General features: G+C 71.9%; 14 protein-coding genes. 10 read left to right on the top strand and 4 right to left on the bottom strand.

All coding sequences use genetic code 11. The features are described from left to right. Position 1 precedes the first annotated feature (1 nt). On the bottom strand, positions 2–787 hold the full coding sequence (locus AC07FK_RS04670) for an amino acid ABC transporter ATP-binding protein (protein ID WP_479102466.1): 786 nt from the start codon (positions 785–787) through the stop codon (positions 2–4). 270 nt (positions 788–1057) lie between these two features. Here AC07FK_RS04670 and AC07FK_RS04665 point away from each other — a divergent pair, with 270 nt between their 5' ends. Both AC07FK_RS04665 and AC07FK_RS04660 read left to right on the top strand, forming a co-directional pair. Then, complete coding sequence (locus AC07FK_RS04665) at positions 1058–1768, top strand: response regulator transcription factor (RefSeq protein WP_479102465.1); 711 nt, start codon at positions 1058–1060, stop codon at positions 1766–1768. 6 nt (positions 1769–1774) lie between these two features. Then, positions 1775–3178: a sensor histidine kinase gene (locus AC07FK_RS04660; RefSeq protein ID WP_479102463.1), complete on the top strand. Its 1404-nt coding sequence runs from the start codon at positions 1775–1777 to the stop codon at positions 3176–3178. Here the strand turns inward: AC07FK_RS04660 and AC07FK_RS04655 are convergent. Further along, positions 3168–4163: a TAXI family TRAP transporter solute-binding subunit gene (locus AC07FK_RS04655; protein ID WP_479102461.1), complete on the bottom strand. Its 996-nt coding sequence runs from the start codon at positions 4161–4163 to the stop codon at positions 3168–3170. The two genes, AC07FK_RS04660 and AC07FK_RS04655, sit on opposite strands and share 11 nt — an antisense overlap. Before the next feature lie 70 nt (positions 4164–4233). On the opposite strand from AC07FK_RS04655, the gene miaB reads away from it, so the two are divergent. Next, a complete protein-coding gene (gene miaB / locus AC07FK_RS04650; protein WP_479102459.1) occupies positions 4234–5718 on the top strand; it encodes a tRNA (N6-isopentenyl adenosine(37)-C2)-methylthiotransferase MiaB in 1485 nt (494 codons plus the stop codon). A 75-nt stretch (positions 5719–5793) separates the two neighbouring features. Next, positions 5794–6528 (top strand): class III extradiol dioxygenase subunit B-like domain-containing protein, encoded by a 735-nt coding sequence (locus AC07FK_RS04645; RefSeq protein WP_479102458.1) that lies wholly within the window; start codon positions 5794–5796, stop codon positions 6526–6528. 191 nt (positions 6529–6719) lie between these two features. Here AC07FK_RS04645 and AC07FK_RS04640 read toward each other — a convergent pair whose 3' ends face one another. Continuing rightward, positions 6720–6992 (bottom strand): antitoxin, encoded by a 273-nt coding sequence (locus tag AC07FK_RS04640; protein WP_479102457.1) that lies wholly within the window; start codon positions 6990–6992, stop codon positions 6720–6722. Positions 6993–7019: 27 nt separating this feature from the next. Then, positions 7020–7265, bottom strand: a complete 246-nt coding sequence (locus AC07FK_RS04635; RefSeq protein ID WP_479102456.1) for a hypothetical protein — start codon at positions 7263–7265, stop codon at positions 7020–7022. A 183-nt stretch (positions 7266–7448) separates the two neighbouring features. On the opposite strand from AC07FK_RS04635, the gene miaA reads away from it, so the two are divergent. The 6 genes from miaA (at position 7449) to hflX (ending at position 15532) form a co-directional block, all read left to right on the top strand. Beyond that, positions 7449–8387, top strand: coding sequence for a tRNA (adenosine(37)-N6)-dimethylallyltransferase MiaA (miaA, locus tag AC07FK_RS04630; protein ID WP_479102454.1), 939 nt, complete (start codon positions 7449–7451; stop codon positions 8385–8387). A gap of 106 nt (positions 8388–8493) precedes the next feature. Continuing rightward, a complete protein-coding gene (locus tag AC07FK_RS04625) occupies positions 8494–8931 on the top strand; it encodes a hypothetical protein (RefSeq protein ID WP_479102594.1) in 438 nt (145 codons plus the stop codon). 34 nt (positions 8932–8965) lie between these two features. Further along, positions 8966–9853, top strand: coding sequence for a diaminopimelate epimerase (gene dapF, locus AC07FK_RS04620; protein WP_479102452.1), 888 nt, complete (start codon positions 8966–8968; stop codon positions 9851–9853). A gap of 184 nt (positions 9854–10037) precedes the next feature. Further along, on the top strand, positions 10038–12155 hold the full coding sequence (locus AC07FK_RS04615; RefSeq protein ID WP_479102451.1) for a RelA/SpoT family protein: 2118 nt from the start codon (positions 10038–10040) through the stop codon (positions 12153–12155). Positions 12156–12309: 154 nt separating this feature from the next. Beyond that, the gene (locus AC07FK_RS04610; RefSeq protein WP_479102450.1) at positions 12310–13833 is read left to right on the top strand and encodes a M1 family metallopeptidase; all 1524 of its coding nucleotides are present in this window, start codon (positions 12310–12312) and stop codon (positions 13831–13833) included. Positions 13834–14032: 199 nt separating this feature from the next. Further along, positions 14033–15532, top strand: a complete 1500-nt coding sequence (hflX, locus tag AC07FK_RS04605) for a GTPase HflX (protein ID WP_479102448.1) — start codon at positions 14033–14035, stop codon at positions 15530–15532. Positions 15533–15568 lie beyond the last annotated feature (36 nt).

Raw genomic sequence — 15568 nt, 5'->3', positions numbered from 1 at the left:
GTCAGTGGTGAAGGATCTTCGACAGGAAGTCCTTGGCCCGGTCGCTGCGCGGGTTGCTGAAGAACTGGTCGGGCGTGGCCTCTTCGACGATCTTGCCGTCCGCCATGAAGACGACGCGGTTGGCGGCCGAGCGGGCGAAGCCCATCTCGTGGGTGACGACCACCATCGTCATCCCGTCGCGCGCCAGCTGCTGCATGGCCTCCAGCACCTCGTTGATCATCTCCGGGTCGAGCGCCGAAGTGGGCTCGTCGAACAGCATGACCTTGGGGTCCATCGCCAGCGCCCGTGCGATCGCGACGCGTTGCTGCTGACCGCCGGAGAGCTGCGCCGGGTACTTGTCCGCCTGCGAGCCGACGCCCACCCGGTCGAGCAGCTCCCGTGCCTTCTTCTCGGCCGCGGCCTTGTCGGCCTTGCGGACCTTGATTTGGCCCAGCGTGACGTTCTCCAGCACCGTCTTGTGTGCGAAGAGGTTGAACGACTGGAAGACCATGCCGACGTCGGCACGCAGCCGTGCGAGCTCCTTGCCCTCCTGGGGCAGCGGCTTGCCGTCGATCGTGATCGCACCGGAGTCGATCGTCTCCAGGCGGTTGATGGTGCGGCACAGCGTGGACTTTCCGGACCCGGAGGGTCCGATGACGACCACGACCTCGCCACGGGCGATGGTCAGGTCGATGTCCTGGAGCACATGCAGCGCGCCGAAGTGCTTGTTGACGTTGCTCAGCACGACCAGGTCGTCGGCTGCGGGGGCAGCGTCATCGGCGGCCTTGGTCACTGAAACTCCGCTCATCGGCTTCTTGCTCCGTCCTCCTCGGTTGGGGAGGACCCTAGTCAGCCGTTACGACCAGCGTCATCACATCTGAGCGGAAATTGAGCATAACGATCCGGCTTCAACCGGACACTCCGCGTGAACAGGACTCCGGGCGGGGATACCGGCTCCATAACGGAACAAGCCCGGAACGGGAAGACCCTTGACTGGACCGTGACCCATCGGCGTTTATGCCCTGAGGCGCATTGCGCGAGACCTGTTCACAGAGCGTTCACCGGAGGGGGAGGTGCCATGAGACTGCTGCTCGTCGAGGACGACGACCACGTCGCGGCTGCCCTCTCCGCCGTCCTCGTCCGCCACGGCTTCCAGGTCGTCCACGCCCGCAACGGCGAAGAGGCGATCCAGGCGCTCCTGCCGGCCGAGAAGGAGCCCTTCGGCGTCGTGCTGCTCGACCTCGGGCTGCCCGACCAAGACGGCTACGAGGTGTGCGGCAAGATCCGCAAGCGGAGTGACACCCCGGTCATCATGGTGACCGCCCGCGCCGACGTGCGCTCGCGCATCCACGGCCTGAACCTCGGCGCCGACGACTACGTCGTGAAGCCGTACGACACCGGTGAATTGCTCGCCCGTATCCACGCGGTGGCCCGGCGCAAGGCCACGGGCGACCCGTCGCCGGCGCCCGGCGACGACGCCGCCCTGCGGCTCGGCGGCGTACGCATCGAACTGCCCACCCGCCGCGTGAGCGTCGGCGGCAGCGAAGTCCAGCTCACCCGCAAGGAGTTCGACCTGCTCGCGCTCCTCGCGCAGCGGCCCGGCGTGGTCTTCCGCCGGGAGCAGATCATCAGCGAGGTCTGGCGTACGAGCTGGGAGGGTACCGGCCGCACCCTGGAGGTGCACGTCGCCTCCCTGCGCTCCAAGCTGCGGATGCCCGCTCTCATCGAGACCGTGCGCGGAGTCGGCTACCGGCTCGTCGCGCCGGCCGCGTCCGTACAGGGCCCGTAACCCCACGTGCGCACCCGTCTCCTCCCGCTGCTCATCGTCCTGCTCGCGGGCATCCTGCTCGCGCTGGGCTTCCCCCTCGCGGTGAGCTTCGCCGCGGCGGAGCAGCAGCGGGTCGTCGTCGACCGCATCGACGACACGGCGCGCTTCGCGGCGCTCGCCCAGTTCGTCACCGAACGCACCGAGAGCGGGCAGGACGAACGCCGCAGGACCCTGGAGACCGAACTCGCCAGCTACCACGCCGTGTACGGGATCAAGGCCGGCGTCTTCTACCGCGACAAGTGGGCGATGGCGAGCGCGCCCGAGGGCTGGGCCGTTCCCCGGAGCGGCGCGGGCCTTGACGCCTTCGAGGAAGCGCTCGGCAAGCGCCGCAGCCATGACCCGCCTCAGGTCTGGCCCTGGCAGGAGGGCCGGATCGTCGTCGCCTCGCCGGTCGTACGGGACGGCGACGTGGTCGCGGTCGTGGTGACCGATTCGCCGACCGGACAGATGCGTTCGCGGATCCTGCGGGGCTGGCTGCTGATCGCGGCGGGCGAGTCCGCGGCGATGCTGGTGGCGGTGGGCGCCGCGTTCCGCCTGACCGGCTGGGTGCTCCGGCCCGTACGCGTCCTGGACGCGGCCACCCACGACATCGCGACGGGGCTGATGAACTCGCGCGTCGCGGTGGCCGGGGGCCCGCCCGAACTCAGGCGTCTGGCGCGCTCGTTCAACGAGATGGCGGACAACGTCGAGGAAGTGCTCGAACAGCAGCGCGCCTTCGTCGCGGACGCCTCGCACCAGCTGCGCAACCCCCTCGCCGCCCTCCTCCTGCGCATCGAGCTCCTCGCCCTCGAACTCCCCGAGGGCAACGAGGAGATCGCCTCCGTACGGACCGAGGGCAAGCGCCTCGCCCAGGTCCTCGACAGCCTGCTGGGACTGGCGCTGGCCGAGCAGGCCAGCACGCACCCCCAGCTCATCGACATCGGAGAGCTGGTCACCGAGCGCGTCGCCGCCTGGCGCCCCCTGGCGGACGACAGGGGCGTACACCTCACCCGGGAGGGACCGGAGGCCGTCACCGCCTGGGGCGACGCCGTGGCGATCTCCAGCGCCCTGGACGCGGTGATCGACAACGCCCTGAAGTTCACCCCGGGCGGTGAGGACGTCACCGTCACGGTCGTGCCGAACGGCGAGTCCTGCACGATCACGGTCGCCGACGGCGGCCCCGGCCTGACCGACGACGAGCTGGAGCGCGTCGGGGACCGCTTCTGGCGGAGCACCCGCCACCAGAACGTCACCGGATCGGGCCTCGGCCTGTCGATCTCGCGGGCCCTGCTCCTCGCCGGCGGCGGCACCCTGTCGTACGCGCGCAACGAGCCCCACGGGCTGCGCGTGACCCTCGGGGTCCCGCGCACCGGGCCTACGACTAGGGCTTGACCGACTGGTAGTAGCGCCGCGCGCCCTCGTGCAGCTCCAGCGGAGCCGTGTAGATGGCGGTCCGCAAGTCCACGAGCTGCGCCGCGTGCACCGTCTTGCCGATGCTGTCCCGGCTCCCTATGACCGTACGGGTGAGCCCTTCGGTCAGCCGCGTGTCGGCGGCGTCGGTGGTCACCAGCAGGTTGGCGACCGCCACCGTCGGCACGGCCTCCCCGTCCTGGGCGTCCTCGTACGCGTCGGCGGGCATCACGGCGGACCGGTAGTGGCGGGACGGGCCCGGCTCCGCGTGCAGCTCGTCCACCAGGTCGCCCAGGGGCACGAGGCGGATGTCGAAACGCTTCGAGAGGTTCCTGACCGCGGCCGTCGGCAGGCCGCCGGACCAGAAGAAGGCGTCGATCGTGCCCTTCTCCAGACGTTCGGGCATGGTGTCGATGCCGATGGACACCGGAGTGATGTCCCGCTCGGGATCGAGGCCCGCCGCCTCCAGCAGCTGGTTCGACACCAGCCGTACGCCCGAGCCCTCCTGGCCGACCGCCACCCGCTTGTTCCGCAGACCGGCCGCGGAGCGCACCGGGGAACGCTTCGGCACGACGAGCTGCACGTAGTCGTCGTACAGCCGCGCGCAGCCGCGCAGCCGGTACCCGCCGGGCAGACCGTCCCGGTAGTACTGCGCCACGGCGTCGGCGGTGGCGATGGCGAAGTCGGCCTCACCGTTCACCAGCCGCGCGAGGTTCTGCCGCGATCCCTCACTGGCCCGCAGGTCCATGGCGACGCCGGGCAGGTCGCGGGCGACCTCCTCGTCCAGGAGCTCGCCGTAGCGCTGGTAGACGCCGGTGGTCACACCCGTGCTGAACGTGATCCGCCCGCGCGGCGAGGAATCGCCGATCGGCAGGAGCCACCACAGCAGCAGTCCGGTCACCACGAGCGCGGCGAGGGACCCCTGGACGGCGCGGCGGCGGCTGAAGCGGGGGAGGGCCTGGAGCATGCGGGCGATCCTGCCAGTTCACTCCCCTCGGAGACCAGGGGGTGCCCGGGCCCGTACCCTGGTGTACGAGATGAGCGAGAAGACATACGAGGTGCGCACTTACGGGTGCCAGATGAACGTCCACGACTCCGAGCGGCTCTCGGGCCTCCTGGAGGGCGCGGGATACGTGCGTGCGCCGGAGGGCGCCGACGGTGACGCCGACGTCGTCGTGTTCAACACCTGCGCGGTGCGGGAGAACGCCGACAACAAGCTGTACGGCAACCTCGGCAGGCTCGCCCCGATGAAGACCAAGCGGCCGGGGATGCAGATCGCCGTGGGCGGCTGCCTCGCGCAGAAGGACCGCGACACGATCGTCAAGAGGGCCCCCTGGGTCGACGTGGTCTTCGGCACGCACAACATCGGCAAGCTGCCCGTGCTGCTGGAGCGCGCCCGCGTCCAGGAAGAGGCGCAGGTCGAGATCGCGGAGTCGCTGGAGGCGTTCCCCTCCACGCTGCCGACGCGTCGCGAGAGCGCGTACGCCGCGTGGGTGTCCATCTCCGTCGGGTGCAACAACACCTGCACCTTCTGCATCGTCCCGGCGCTGCGCGGCAAGGAGAAGGACCGCAGGACGGGCGACATCCTGGCCGAGATCGAGGCCCTGGTCGCCGAGGGCGTCTCCGAGATCACCCTGCTCGGTCAGAACGTCAACGCGTACGGCTCCGACATCGGCGACCGCGAGGCGTTCTCCAAGCTGCTGCGGGCCTGCGGGAAGATCGAGGGCCTGGAGCGCGTGCGCTTCACCTCGCCGCACCCGCGCGACTTCACGGACGACGTGATCGCCGCCATGGCCGAGACGCCGAACGTCATGCCGCAGCTGCACATGCCGCTGCAGTCCGGCTCGGACACGGTGCTCAAGGCGATGCGCCGCTCGTACCGCCAGGAGCGCTTCCTCGGCATCATCGAGAAGGTGCGTGCCGCGATGCCGCACGCCGCCATCTCCACCGACATCATCGTGGGCTTCCCCGGCGAGACCGAGGAGGACTTCGAGCAGACCATGCACACCGTCCGCGAGGCGCGCTTCGCGCAGGCCTTCACCTTCCAGTACTCCAAGCGCCCCGGTACGCCGGCCGCCACCATGGAGGACCAGATCCCCAAGGAGGTCGTCCAGGAGCGCTACATGCGCCTGGTCGCCCTCCAGGAGGAGATCTCGTGGGAGGAGAACAAGAAGCAGGTCGGCCGCACCGTGGACGTCATGGTCGCCGAGGGCGAGGGTCGCAAGGACGGCGCCACGCACCGCCTCTCCGGACGCGCCCCCGACAACCGTCTCGTCCACTTCACGAAGCCGGACGAGGACGTTCGTCCCGGTGACGTGGTGACGGTCGAGATCACCTACGCCGCGCCGCACCACCTGCTGGCCGAGGGCCCCTCCAAGGCGGTACGCCGCACCCGCGCGGGCGACGCCTGGGAGAAGCGCAACGCGGAGCCGAAGCAGGGCGCCGGCGTCCTCCTGGGGCTGCCGAAGATCGGCGTACCGGAGCCGCTGCCGGCGGCCACGGGCGGCTGCTCCGTCCAGTGACGGGCGGGCCGCCGCCGGGCGACGACCCGGCAGCGGCCCAGCACTGCGATCGGGCCGGGTACTAGGCTTCCGCGCATGCTTGTCGCCGCCGCAGTGTGCCCCTGTCCGCCGCTCCTGGTCCCCGAGGTCGCCTCGGGGGCCGCACCGGAACTCGACGCCGCCCGGGACGCGTGCGCGGACGCCGTGGGCGTGCTCGCGGCCTCCCGCCCCGACCTGCTCGTCGTGGTCGGCGCCGCCGGACAGGACGGCACGGGAACGCACCCCCAGGGCGCCGCGGGCAGCTTCCGGGGGTTCGGCGTGGATTTCGAGACGTTCCTCGGAACAGCCGCCCCGCCGCGACCGGGCGGCTCCGCGAGCGCAGCGGACGGCGGACTTCCCCCGTCGCTCGCGGTGGGGGCCTGGCTGCTCTCGCGTGCGCGCTGGGCGGACGCCCGCGTGGAGGGCCTGCACGTCGGGGAAGAGCTGGCCGGTGAGCTCTGCGCGCGAGAGGGCAGGAAACTCGCCGCGCGGGCGGAGCGCGTCGCCCTTCTGGTGCTCGGCGACGGCAGCGCCTGCCGGACGCTCAAGGCGCCCGGCTACCTGGACGAAAGGGCCGAAGGCTTCGACGCGGCGGCGGCCCGCGCGCTGGGCGCGGCCGACACGGCCGGGCTGACGGCCCTGGACGCCCGTCTGGCGTACGAGGTCAAGGCGGCCGGGCGAGCGCCCTGGCAGGTCCTCGCGGGCGCGGCCGAAGGCGCCGGCCTCGGCGGGCAGCTGCTGTACGAGGGCGCCCCCTACGGCGTCGGATATTTCGTCGCCGTCTGGTCCTGACGGCGACGGACGAGCGCCGGCACGACGGGCACGGGCGAGGTCCGGGAACCTTCAGGACCCCGGGCGCGGGCAAGGTCCCCGCAAGCATGGGGACCCCGGCGAGGGCGAGGACCGGCCGCACGGGGACGGCCGTGGAGCGAGGAGCGCTCCACGGCCGTCCACTCTTGCTGCTGCCGATCAGAAGGCCGGCCTCAGACCGCCGGAGGGGGAGGCGGCGGCGCTGTGCCGGTGCCGCCGGTTCCGCCGGGCCCGTCGTCCTTGTGCGCGAGGCGGTCCAGAGCGTGCTTCGCCTTGCCCGTGCCCGACTCGATCCGACTGCTGTACTTGCCCTTGGTCTTGCTGTCGACCGCCCTGGCGGCCTTGCTCAGACCCTGCTCGATCTTGCCCTCGTGCTGCTGCGCGAGGTCCGAGACCTTGTCCTTCGCAGGAGCAAGCTTGGCCTTCAACGAATCCAGGAAGCCCATGGATCACCTTCGCTCTTCGGGGGACTACTACGAGCGGGCGCTCTCTCCGGCCCCGTTGTCCGCCGCTTCGTCCGCGGACTGCTGCTTCGGGATGTCCACGTTGTCCGCAGCGGCGGCGTCGGAAGCCTCGGCGGCCTTCTCGGCCCCGCCTTCCGGCTCCGCTGCCGCGGTCTCCTCCGGAGCGTCGGCCGTGGGAGTGGCGGCCTTCGCCTCCTCGGTTGACGCCTCAGCGGCCCCCTTGGACTTGCGGCTAAACCGTGCAAAAACGCCCATATCTGCTCCATACCTTACTCGTGTGGGCGAAATCCCGCGCCCGCCCGGAGCGCCTCATCGCACCGCCCGGGGGCGCCGGTCCGTAAACCGGCGGCCGGAACCTCGCAACAGGCAACGACCCCGGGCGCGTGCCGTCACGTAACTCGTTCGGGGAGAGGGTGCGGGGTTTGCGAGACTGTGCGAGTGAGAACAGCAGCTCCCGCACCGCGGGTCATCGCCGTTGTCGGCCCCACGGCAGCCGGAAAATCCGATCTGGGCGTCGCCCTCGCCCGGCATTTCGGCGGGGAGGTCGTCAACGCCGACTCCATGCAGCTCTACCGGGGGATGGACATCGGCACCGCCAAGCTGACGCCCGAGGAGCGCGGCGGCGTACCGCACCACCTCCTCGACATCTGGGACGTGACCGAGGCGGCGAGCGTCGCCGAGTACCAGAGGCTCGCCCGGGCCGAGATCGACCGGCTGCTCGCCGAGGGCCGTACGCCCGTCCTCGTCGGCGGCTCCGGCCTGTATGTACGGGGTGCCGTCGACGCCCTGGAGTTCCCCGGCACGGACCCGGCCGTACGGGCCCGCCTCGAGGAGGAACTGGAGCTGCGGGGCCCCGGCGCCCTGCACGCGCGGCTCGCCGCCGCCGACCCCGACGCGGGGCGCGCGATCCTGCCGAGCAACGGCCGGCGCATCGTCCGCGCCCTCGAGGTGATCGAAATCACCGGCAAGCCCTTCACGGCCAACCTGCCGGGCCCCGACTCCGTGTACGACACCGTTCAGATCGGGGTGGACGTGGCCCGCCCAGAGCTCGACGAGCGCATCGCCGTGCGGGTCGACCGGATGTGGGAGGCGGGCCTCGTGGACGAGGTGCGCGGCCTGGAGGCGCGAGGGCTCAGGGAGGGCCGTACGGCGGCCCGCGCCCTGGGCTACCAGCAGGTGCTGGCCGCGCTGGCGGGGGAGTGCACCGAGGAGGAGGCGCGCGCCGAGACCGTGCGCGCCACCAAACGCTTCGCGCGCCGCCAGGACTCGTGGTTCCGCCGCGACCCCCGGGTGCACTGGCTGAGCGGCGCGGCCGAGGACCGCGCGGAACTCCCGCATCGGGCTCTGGCGTTGGTCGAACGAGCGGTCACAGCCTGATCACGTGATGGCATCGGGACGCTCCGCCCGTCATTCCCCTGCCCGTGCCCGTGCCATCATCAAGCTTCGATCGACCAGTGAGTCCAAGTTGGGAGGGCGCGTGGCGATGGAAGCCGGCCCTCGTGACACGACGCAGGACGAACCGGAACGGTTGAGCCCCGACGGGCCCGACCAGCAGGACGGGACCTCCGAGGCCGCGACGGGCCCCGAGGTCGAGGTCGAGCTGCGCCCGCAGCGACGCCTGCGCATCTGGCAGCTCGCGCCGATCGTGGGACTCGCCGCGATGGGCTCGCTGATGTTCGCCTTCCCGCTGGCCTTCGAGTTCGGCGACGGCGGAGCGGTCGTCGCCATGCTGGGACTGCTGATCAGCTGCTGCGCCGCCGGCTGGGGCATGATGGCCGCCCGCCGTGTGGGCCACACCTGGCCGGGACTCCCCTCCAGGGAGTCCGGCAGGCGGCCCGACTGGCGGATGATCGCGTTGTACGTCGTCGTGGGCGCCGGACTCGTCGCCCTGGCCGTCTGGCGCGTGGCCCGCCTCCGCTGACCGGCTGTCGTACCCGGCCCGTACGATGGACGCCGTGAGCACTTCGCAGATCGCCTTCCTCAAGGGCCACGGCACCGAGAACGACTTCGTGATCGTCCCGGACCCGGACAACGCCGTCGACCTGCCCCCTTCGCTCGTCGCGCGGCTCTGCGACCGCAGGGCCGGCATCGGCGGCGACGGCGTTCTGCACGTCGTACGGTCCGCCGAGCACCCCGAGGCGCGGCCGATGGCCGACGAGGCCGAGTGGTTCATGGACTACCGCAACGGGGACGGCTCGATCGCGGAGATGTGCGGCAACGGCGTCCGCGTCTTCGCCCGCTACCTCCAGTACGCGGGCCTCGTGGGCGAGGGCGACCTGGCCGTCGCCACCCGCGGCGGCGTCAAGCAGGTGCACATCGCCAAGACGGGGCCCGGCGGCGACCTCGGCGACATCACCGTCTCCATGGGCCGGGCCGTTCTGCCCGAGGGCGACGTGACCGTCTCGGTGGGCGCCCGCGCGTGGCCCGCCCGCAACGTGAACATGGGCAACCCGCACGCCGTCGCCTTCGTCGACGACCTGGACCACGCCGGCCGTCTGTACGACGCCCCGCCGTTCAGCCCCGCCGCCGCGTACCCCGACGGCGTCAACGTCGAGTTCGTCGTCGACCGCGGTCCGCGCCACGTCGCGATGCGCGTCCACGAGCGCGGCTCGGGCGAGACCCGTTCCTGCGGCACGGGCGCGTGCGCCGTGGCCGTCGCCACCGCCCGCAGGGACGGCGCCGACCCCGCCGTGACCGGTGAGCCCGTGTCGTACGCCGTGGACCTCCCCGGGGGGCGCCTGGTGATCACCGAGCGCCCCGACGGGGCCGTCGAGATGACCGGCCCCGCCGTGATCGTCGCCGAGGGCGTCGTCGACCCGCACTGGCTCGCCGCGGCCCGGTAGCGCTGCGCGCACGTCCGTGCGAGCGACAGGAAACGGGCATCGTGCTCAGCTTCGCTCGAATGGGTGATCCGGTTCACGCTGAGCGAGAGCGGGACTGCGGGGCGTGGTGGGCTCGGTAGCATCAAGCACCGGCCCGGACGCGGGTCCACCCGTCCACCGCCGGTCGAAGCTGCCGGAGGTGCCCATGAGTGCAGAGGCCGCCAACCCAGGCGCCACCAGTCGCAGGCGTGGCCGCACCAGGCTCGATCTCCGCAGGATCGGCAGGGTCGCCCTCCTCGGTCCCACGTCGCGCGACCGGCTGCCCGACGCGATCGGCCACGTCGCGGACGCCCACCGGGCCCACCATCCCGACGCGGACCTGAGCATCCTGCACCGGGCGTACGTACGGGCCGAGTCGTCGCACCGCGGGCAGATGCGCAAGAGCGGCGAGCCCTACATCACGCACCCCCTCGCCGTGACGCTCATCCTCGCCGAACTCGGCGCCGAGACCACGACGTTGACCGCCGCGCTCCTGCACGACACCGTGGAGGACACGGACGTGACGCTCGAACAGGTGCGGGCGGAATTCGGCGACGAGGTGTGCTTCCTCGTCGACGGCGTGACGAAACTGGAGAAGGTCGACTACGGCGCGGCCGCCGAACCCGAGACGTTCCGCAAGATGCTCGTCGCCACCGGCAACGACGTGCGGGTCATGTCGATCAAACTCGCCGACCGGCTGCACAACATGCGCACCCTCACCGTGATGCGCCCCGAGAAGCAGGCCCGGATCGCCCGCGTCACCCGCGACGTGCTGATCCCGCTCGCCGAACGGCTCGGCGTACAGGCCCTCAAGACGGAACTGGAGGACCTGGTCTTCGCGATCCTCCACCCGGACGAGTACGAGCGCACCCGGGCCCTCATCGCGGCGGACGCCGGCGCGGGCGATCCCCTGAACGTCATCGCGGAGGACGTCCGGAAGGTGCTGCGCGAAGCGGGCCTGACCGCCGAAGTCCTCGTCCGGCCGCGCCACTTCGTCTCCGTCCACCGGGTCAGGCTGAAACGCGGAGAGCTGCGCGGGACGGACTTCGGACGGCTCCTGGTGCTCGTCGCGGAGGACGCCGACTGCTACGGAGTGCTGGGCGAACTGCACACCTGTTTCACGCCGGTGGTCTCGGAGTTCAAGGACTTCATCGCGGCGCCCAAGTTCAACCTCTACCAGTCGCTGCACACGGCCGTCGCGGGACCGGACGGCGAGGTGGCCGAAATCCTCATCCGCACACACCAGATGCACAAGGTGGCGGAGGCGGGCGTGGTGGCGCTGGGCAACCCGTACGCGCCGACCGACGACGCCGAGACGGCGGACGACGGAGAGCGCGCCGACCCCACCAGGCCCGGATGGCTCTCCCGGCTGCTGGCATGGCAGGAGTCCACGCCGGACCCCGACACCTTCTGGACGTCGCTGCGCGCGGACCTCGCCGAGGACCGCGAGATCACGGTGTTCCGCGCGGACGGCGGCACGCTGGGCCTGCCGGCCGGGGCGAGCTGTGTGGACGCCGCGTACGCGCAGCACGGCGAGGCGGCGCACCGCTGCATCGGCGCGCGCGTGAACGGCCGCCTGGCGACCCTCAGCACGGTGCTGAACGACGGCGACACCGTGCAGCCGCTCCTCGCCCACGACATCGGCTCCGGCCCCCTGCCCGAGTGGCTCGACCACACCCGCACACCCGCCGCGCGCATCGCCATCACCGGCTGGCTCTCCGCCCACCCGCAGACCGAGGCGCCCGCCCCGCCGGGGGCCGCCGGCAGGCCGCCGGAGCCCCGGACCGCAGGGGGCGCGGGGGGCCCTGACCACGGAGCCCCCGCGGGCCGCGTCGCCGGAAACGCCGTTGTGGACCTCCCGGACGCCCTCGTACGGCTCGCCGGCTGCTGTACGCCCGTACCGCCCGACGCCGTCACCGGCTTCGCCGTGCGCGGTGGCGTCGTCACCGTGCACCGCGAGGTCTGTCCCGCGGTGGGACGGATGCGGGCGCACGGGAGGGAGCCGGTGGGCGTGCGCTGGCTGGCGACGGGCGGCTGCCGGGTCACCCTGGTCGCCGAGTCGTTCGGCCGCCCGAGGCTCCTCGCCGACCTCACGGAGGTCATCGCCACCGCTGGCGCGGCGGTCGTCTCGGCCACCGTGGAACCCCCGAGCGAGCAGCGCGTGCGCCATACGTACACGCTCGAGCTCCCCGACGCCGCCGGGCTGCCCGCGCTGATGCGCGCGATGCGCCAGGTGCCCGGCGTGTACGACGTGAGCCGCGCCCAGCGCCCCGCGACGGCCTGAGGGGCCCACCGCCCCACGGACCGCGCCGGGGCCGGCCACCTGCGTCGCGGCCACCGGCTCCCTCGGCCCGCGCCTGATCGAACGCGCCGCTCTTTCGAGTGGGAACGTCGCGTGCCGTCACGGCGGCCGCGTCCGGCGCTGATAGCGGTAGGCCATGCTGATCACCTCCCGGCGCCTGCGTGCCGCCCTGCTGGCCGCCGCCTCGGCCACCCTCGTCGCCGCGACCGTGCCCGCCCCCGCACCACCGGTGGCGCTCGGCATCGGCGATCCGCTCTTCCCGCACCTGGGAAACCCCGGCTACGACGTGCGCGCGTACGACATCTCCTTCACGTACTCGGGCAGCAACAGCAAGCCCCTGGACGCCGTCACGAAGATCGACGCCGTGGCCACGGAGCGGCTCGACCGCGTCAACCTCGACTTCTCGCGCGGCACGGTCGCGTCGGTCGAGGTGAACGGAGAGCGCGCGGCGTACGAGACGGCGGGCGAGGACCTGATCGTCACGCCGGACACTCCGGTGCACCAGGGGTGGCCGCTGCGCGTCACCGTGAGGCACACCAGTGACCCTCATCCCAAGGAGGGCCCGGACGGCGGCTGGGTGCGCACGCGCGACGGTCTCGCCATGGCGAACCAGGCCGACGCCGCCCACCGGGTGTTCCCGTGCAACGACCACCCCGCCGACAAGGCGCTCTTCACGTTCCGCGTCACCGCGCCCGAGGGTCTGACGGCGGTCGCCAACGGGCTGCCGGTGGGACGGGCCGAGAAGGCGGCGGCCGGCACCACCTGGACGTACCGGACCAGGCATCCCATGGCGACCGAACTCGCCCAGGTCTCGGTCGGCCGGTCGGCCGTCGTGCACAGGAAGGGGCCGAACGGCCTTCCCGTGCGCGACGTCGTGCCCACCGCCGACCGGGCGCGGCTCGAACCGTGGCTGAAGAAGACGCCGGGGCAGCTCGAGTGGATGGAGCGGCAGATCGGCCGTTACCCGCTGGAGGCGTACGGGCTGCTGATCGCCGACGTGGAGACGGGCTTCGAGCTGGAGACCCAGACGCTGTCGCTGTTCGAGCGGTCGCTGTTCACCCGGTCCGACCTGCCCGCCTGGTACGTCGACTCGATCATGGTCCACGAGCTGGCCCACCAGTGGTTCGGCAACAGCGTCTCCCCGCGCTCCTGGTCCGACCTGTGGCTCAACGAGGGCCACGCCACCTGGTACGAGGCCCGGTACGCGGAGGATCACGCGAAGCGTCCGCTGGAGGCTCGGATGCGCGCGGCGTACGTGCAGTCCGACGCGATGCGGGCCCAGGGCGGGCCGCCCGCCGCTCCGCTCCGTCCCGCGCCGGGGAAGAAGATCAGCCTCTTCCGGCCGGTCGTCTACGACGGCAGCGCCCTGGTGCTGTACGCGCTGCGGCAGGAGATCGGCAAGGAGGCCTTCGGGGAGCTGCAGCGCCGCTGGGTCGCCGACCACCGCGACACCAGCGCGACGACCGGCGACTTCACGAACCTCGCTTCGGAGATCGCGGGCCGGGACCTGACCGGGTTCTTCAAGGAGTGGCTGTACGGGAAGAAGACACCGGCGATGCCGGGGCACCCGGACTGGCGCACCGAGGCGGCCACGACGCCGGCCAAGGCGGCGGGCCGGGCCGCCGGGGCGCCTGCCGGTGGCGGTCCCGCGCGGGGCTAGCGCGGAGACGGCCCCCGTGGAGGGTGAGAGGGTGCCGAAAGCGGGCACAAAACCGGAGTGACGGCCCGGCGCGCGGCGTGCCACTATCAACGGGCCGGCCGCGCTGCCGGGCCGGGGAGCTCCGCGCACATCGGGAATCTTCCGGCCACGTCACGCGTTGTGATCGGCGTACCCTGTTTTCTTTCGACGTAAGGATCCAATGACCTCCTCTTCTTCCGCTTCCAAGGACGCACAGAGCTTCACGGAGAACGTGACCGAGAGCCTTCGGGCCGATGCCCTGATGGAAGAGGACGTCGCCTGGAGCTACGAAGTCGACGGGGAGCGGGACGGCGACCAGTTCGAGCGCTCCGACCGCGCCGCGCTGCGACGCGTGGCCGGCCTCTCCACCGAGCTCGAAGACGTAACCGAGGTCGAGTACCGGCAGCTGCGCCTGGAGCGCGTGGTGCTGGTCGGTGTGTGGACCTCCGGCACCGTGCGCGACGCCGAGAACTCGCTGGCGGAGCTGGCGGCTCTCGCGGAGACCGCCGGCGCGCTGGTGCTCGACGGCGTCGTGCAGCGCCGCGACAAGCCCGACCCGGCCACGTACATCGGCTCGGGCAAGGCGATCGAGCTGCGCGACATCGTGATCGAGACCGGGGCCGACACCGTTGTCTGCGACGGTGAGCTCAGCCCGGGCCAGCTCATCCACCTCGAGGACGTCGTCAAGGTCAAGGTGGTCGACCGGACCGCGCTGATCCTCGACATCTTCGCCCAGCACGCCAAGTCCCGCGAGGGCAAGGCGCAGGTCGCGCTCGCGCAGATGCAGTACATGCTGCCCCGGCTGCGCGGCTGGGGTCAGTCCCTGTCCCGCCAGATGGGCGGCGCCGGCGCCGGCGGTGGCGGCGGTATGGCCACCCGTGGTCCCGGTGAGACCAAGATCGAGACCGACCGGCGACGGATCCGCGAGAAGATGGCGAAGATGCGCCGGGAGATCGCGGAGATGAAGACCGGCCGCGACATCAAGCGCCAGGAGCGCAAGCGCAACAAGGTGCCCTCGGTCGCCATCGCCGGGTACACGAACGCCGGAAAGTCCTCGCTGCTCAACCGCCTCACGGGCGCGGGCGTGCTGGTGGAGAACGCGCTGTTCGCCACCCTCGACCCGACCGTGCGCCGGGCCGAGACGCCGACCGGCCGGGTCTACACGCTCGCCGACACCGTCGGGTTCGTACGGCACCTGCCGCACCACCTGGTCGAGGCGTTCCGGTCCACGATGGAGGAGGTCGGCGACTCCGACCTGATCCTGCACGTGGTGGACGGTTCGCACCCGGCGCCGGAGGAGCAGCTGGCGGCAGTCCGCGAAGTGATCCGCGACGTCGGCGCGGTGGACGTGCCCGAGATCGTGGTGATCAACAAGGCGGACGCCGCCGACCCGGTCGTGCTGCAGCGGCTCCTGCGCATCGAGCGTCACGCGATCGCGGTGTCGGCCCGTACGGGCGCGGGCATGGCGGAGCTGCTGGCGCTGATCGACTCCGAGCTGCCCCGGCCCGAGGTCGAGATCGAGGCCCTCGTGCCGTACACGCACGGCGGTCTGATCTCCCGGGCGCACGCCGAGGGCGAGGTCATCTCCGAAGAGCACACCGGGGACGGCACGCTGATCAAGGTACGGGTGCACGAGGAGCTGGCGTCCGACCTGGCGCCGTACGTGCCGGCGACCCGCTGACCCGCGACCGCCGAGCCGCAGCGAGAACAGTGCGGG

The sequence above is a fragment of the Streptomyces sp. NPDC046122 genome, from assembly GCF_056429965.1.
The sequence above is the reverse complement of the archived record's forward strand: the minus strand, read 5'-3'. Positions and strand labels throughout refer to the sequence as shown.

Excerpts from the sequence above, each read along its gene's own strand:
- AC07FK_RS04670 (WP_479102466.1), bottom strand. The coding sequence starts at position 787 with ATGAGCGGAGTTTCAGTGACCAAGGCCGCCGATGACGCTGCCCCCGCA.
- AC07FK_RS04665 (WP_479102465.1), top strand. The coding sequence starts at position 1,058 with ATGAGACTGCTGCTCGTCGAGGACGACGACCACGTCGCGGCTGCCCTC.
- AC07FK_RS04655 (WP_479102461.1), bottom strand. The coding sequence starts at position 4,163 with ATGCTCCAGGCCCTCCCCCGCTTCAGCCGCCGCCGCGCCGTCCAGGGG.
- miaB (WP_479102459.1), top strand. The coding sequence starts at position 4,234 with ATGAGCGAGAAGACATACGAGGTGCGCACTTACGGGTGCCAGATGAAC.
- AC07FK_RS04645 (WP_479102458.1), top strand. The coding sequence starts at position 5,794 with ATGCTTGTCGCCGCCGCAGTGTGCCCCTGTCCGCCGCTCCTGGTCCCC.
- AC07FK_RS04640 (WP_479102457.1), bottom strand. The coding sequence starts at position 6,992 with ATGGGCTTCCTGGATTCGTTGAAGGCCAAGCTTGCTCCTGCGAAGGAC.
- AC07FK_RS04635 (WP_479102456.1), bottom strand. The coding sequence starts at position 7,265 with ATGGGCGTTTTTGCACGGTTTAGCCGCAAGTCCAAGGGGGCCGCTGAG.
- AC07FK_RS04625 (WP_479102594.1), top strand. The coding sequence starts at position 8,494 with ATGGAAGCCGGCCCTCGTGACACGACGCAGGACGAACCGGAACGGTTG.
- AC07FK_RS04615 (WP_479102451.1), top strand. The coding sequence starts at position 10,038 with ATGAGTGCAGAGGCCGCCAACCCAGGCGCCACCAGTCGCAGGCGTGGC.
- AC07FK_RS04610 (WP_479102450.1), top strand. The coding sequence starts at position 12,310 with ATGCTGATCACCTCCCGGCGCCTGCGTGCCGCCCTGCTGGCCGCCGCC.
- hflX (WP_479102448.1), top strand. The coding sequence starts at position 14,033 with ATGACCTCCTCTTCTTCCGCTTCCAAGGACGCACAGAGCTTCACGGAG.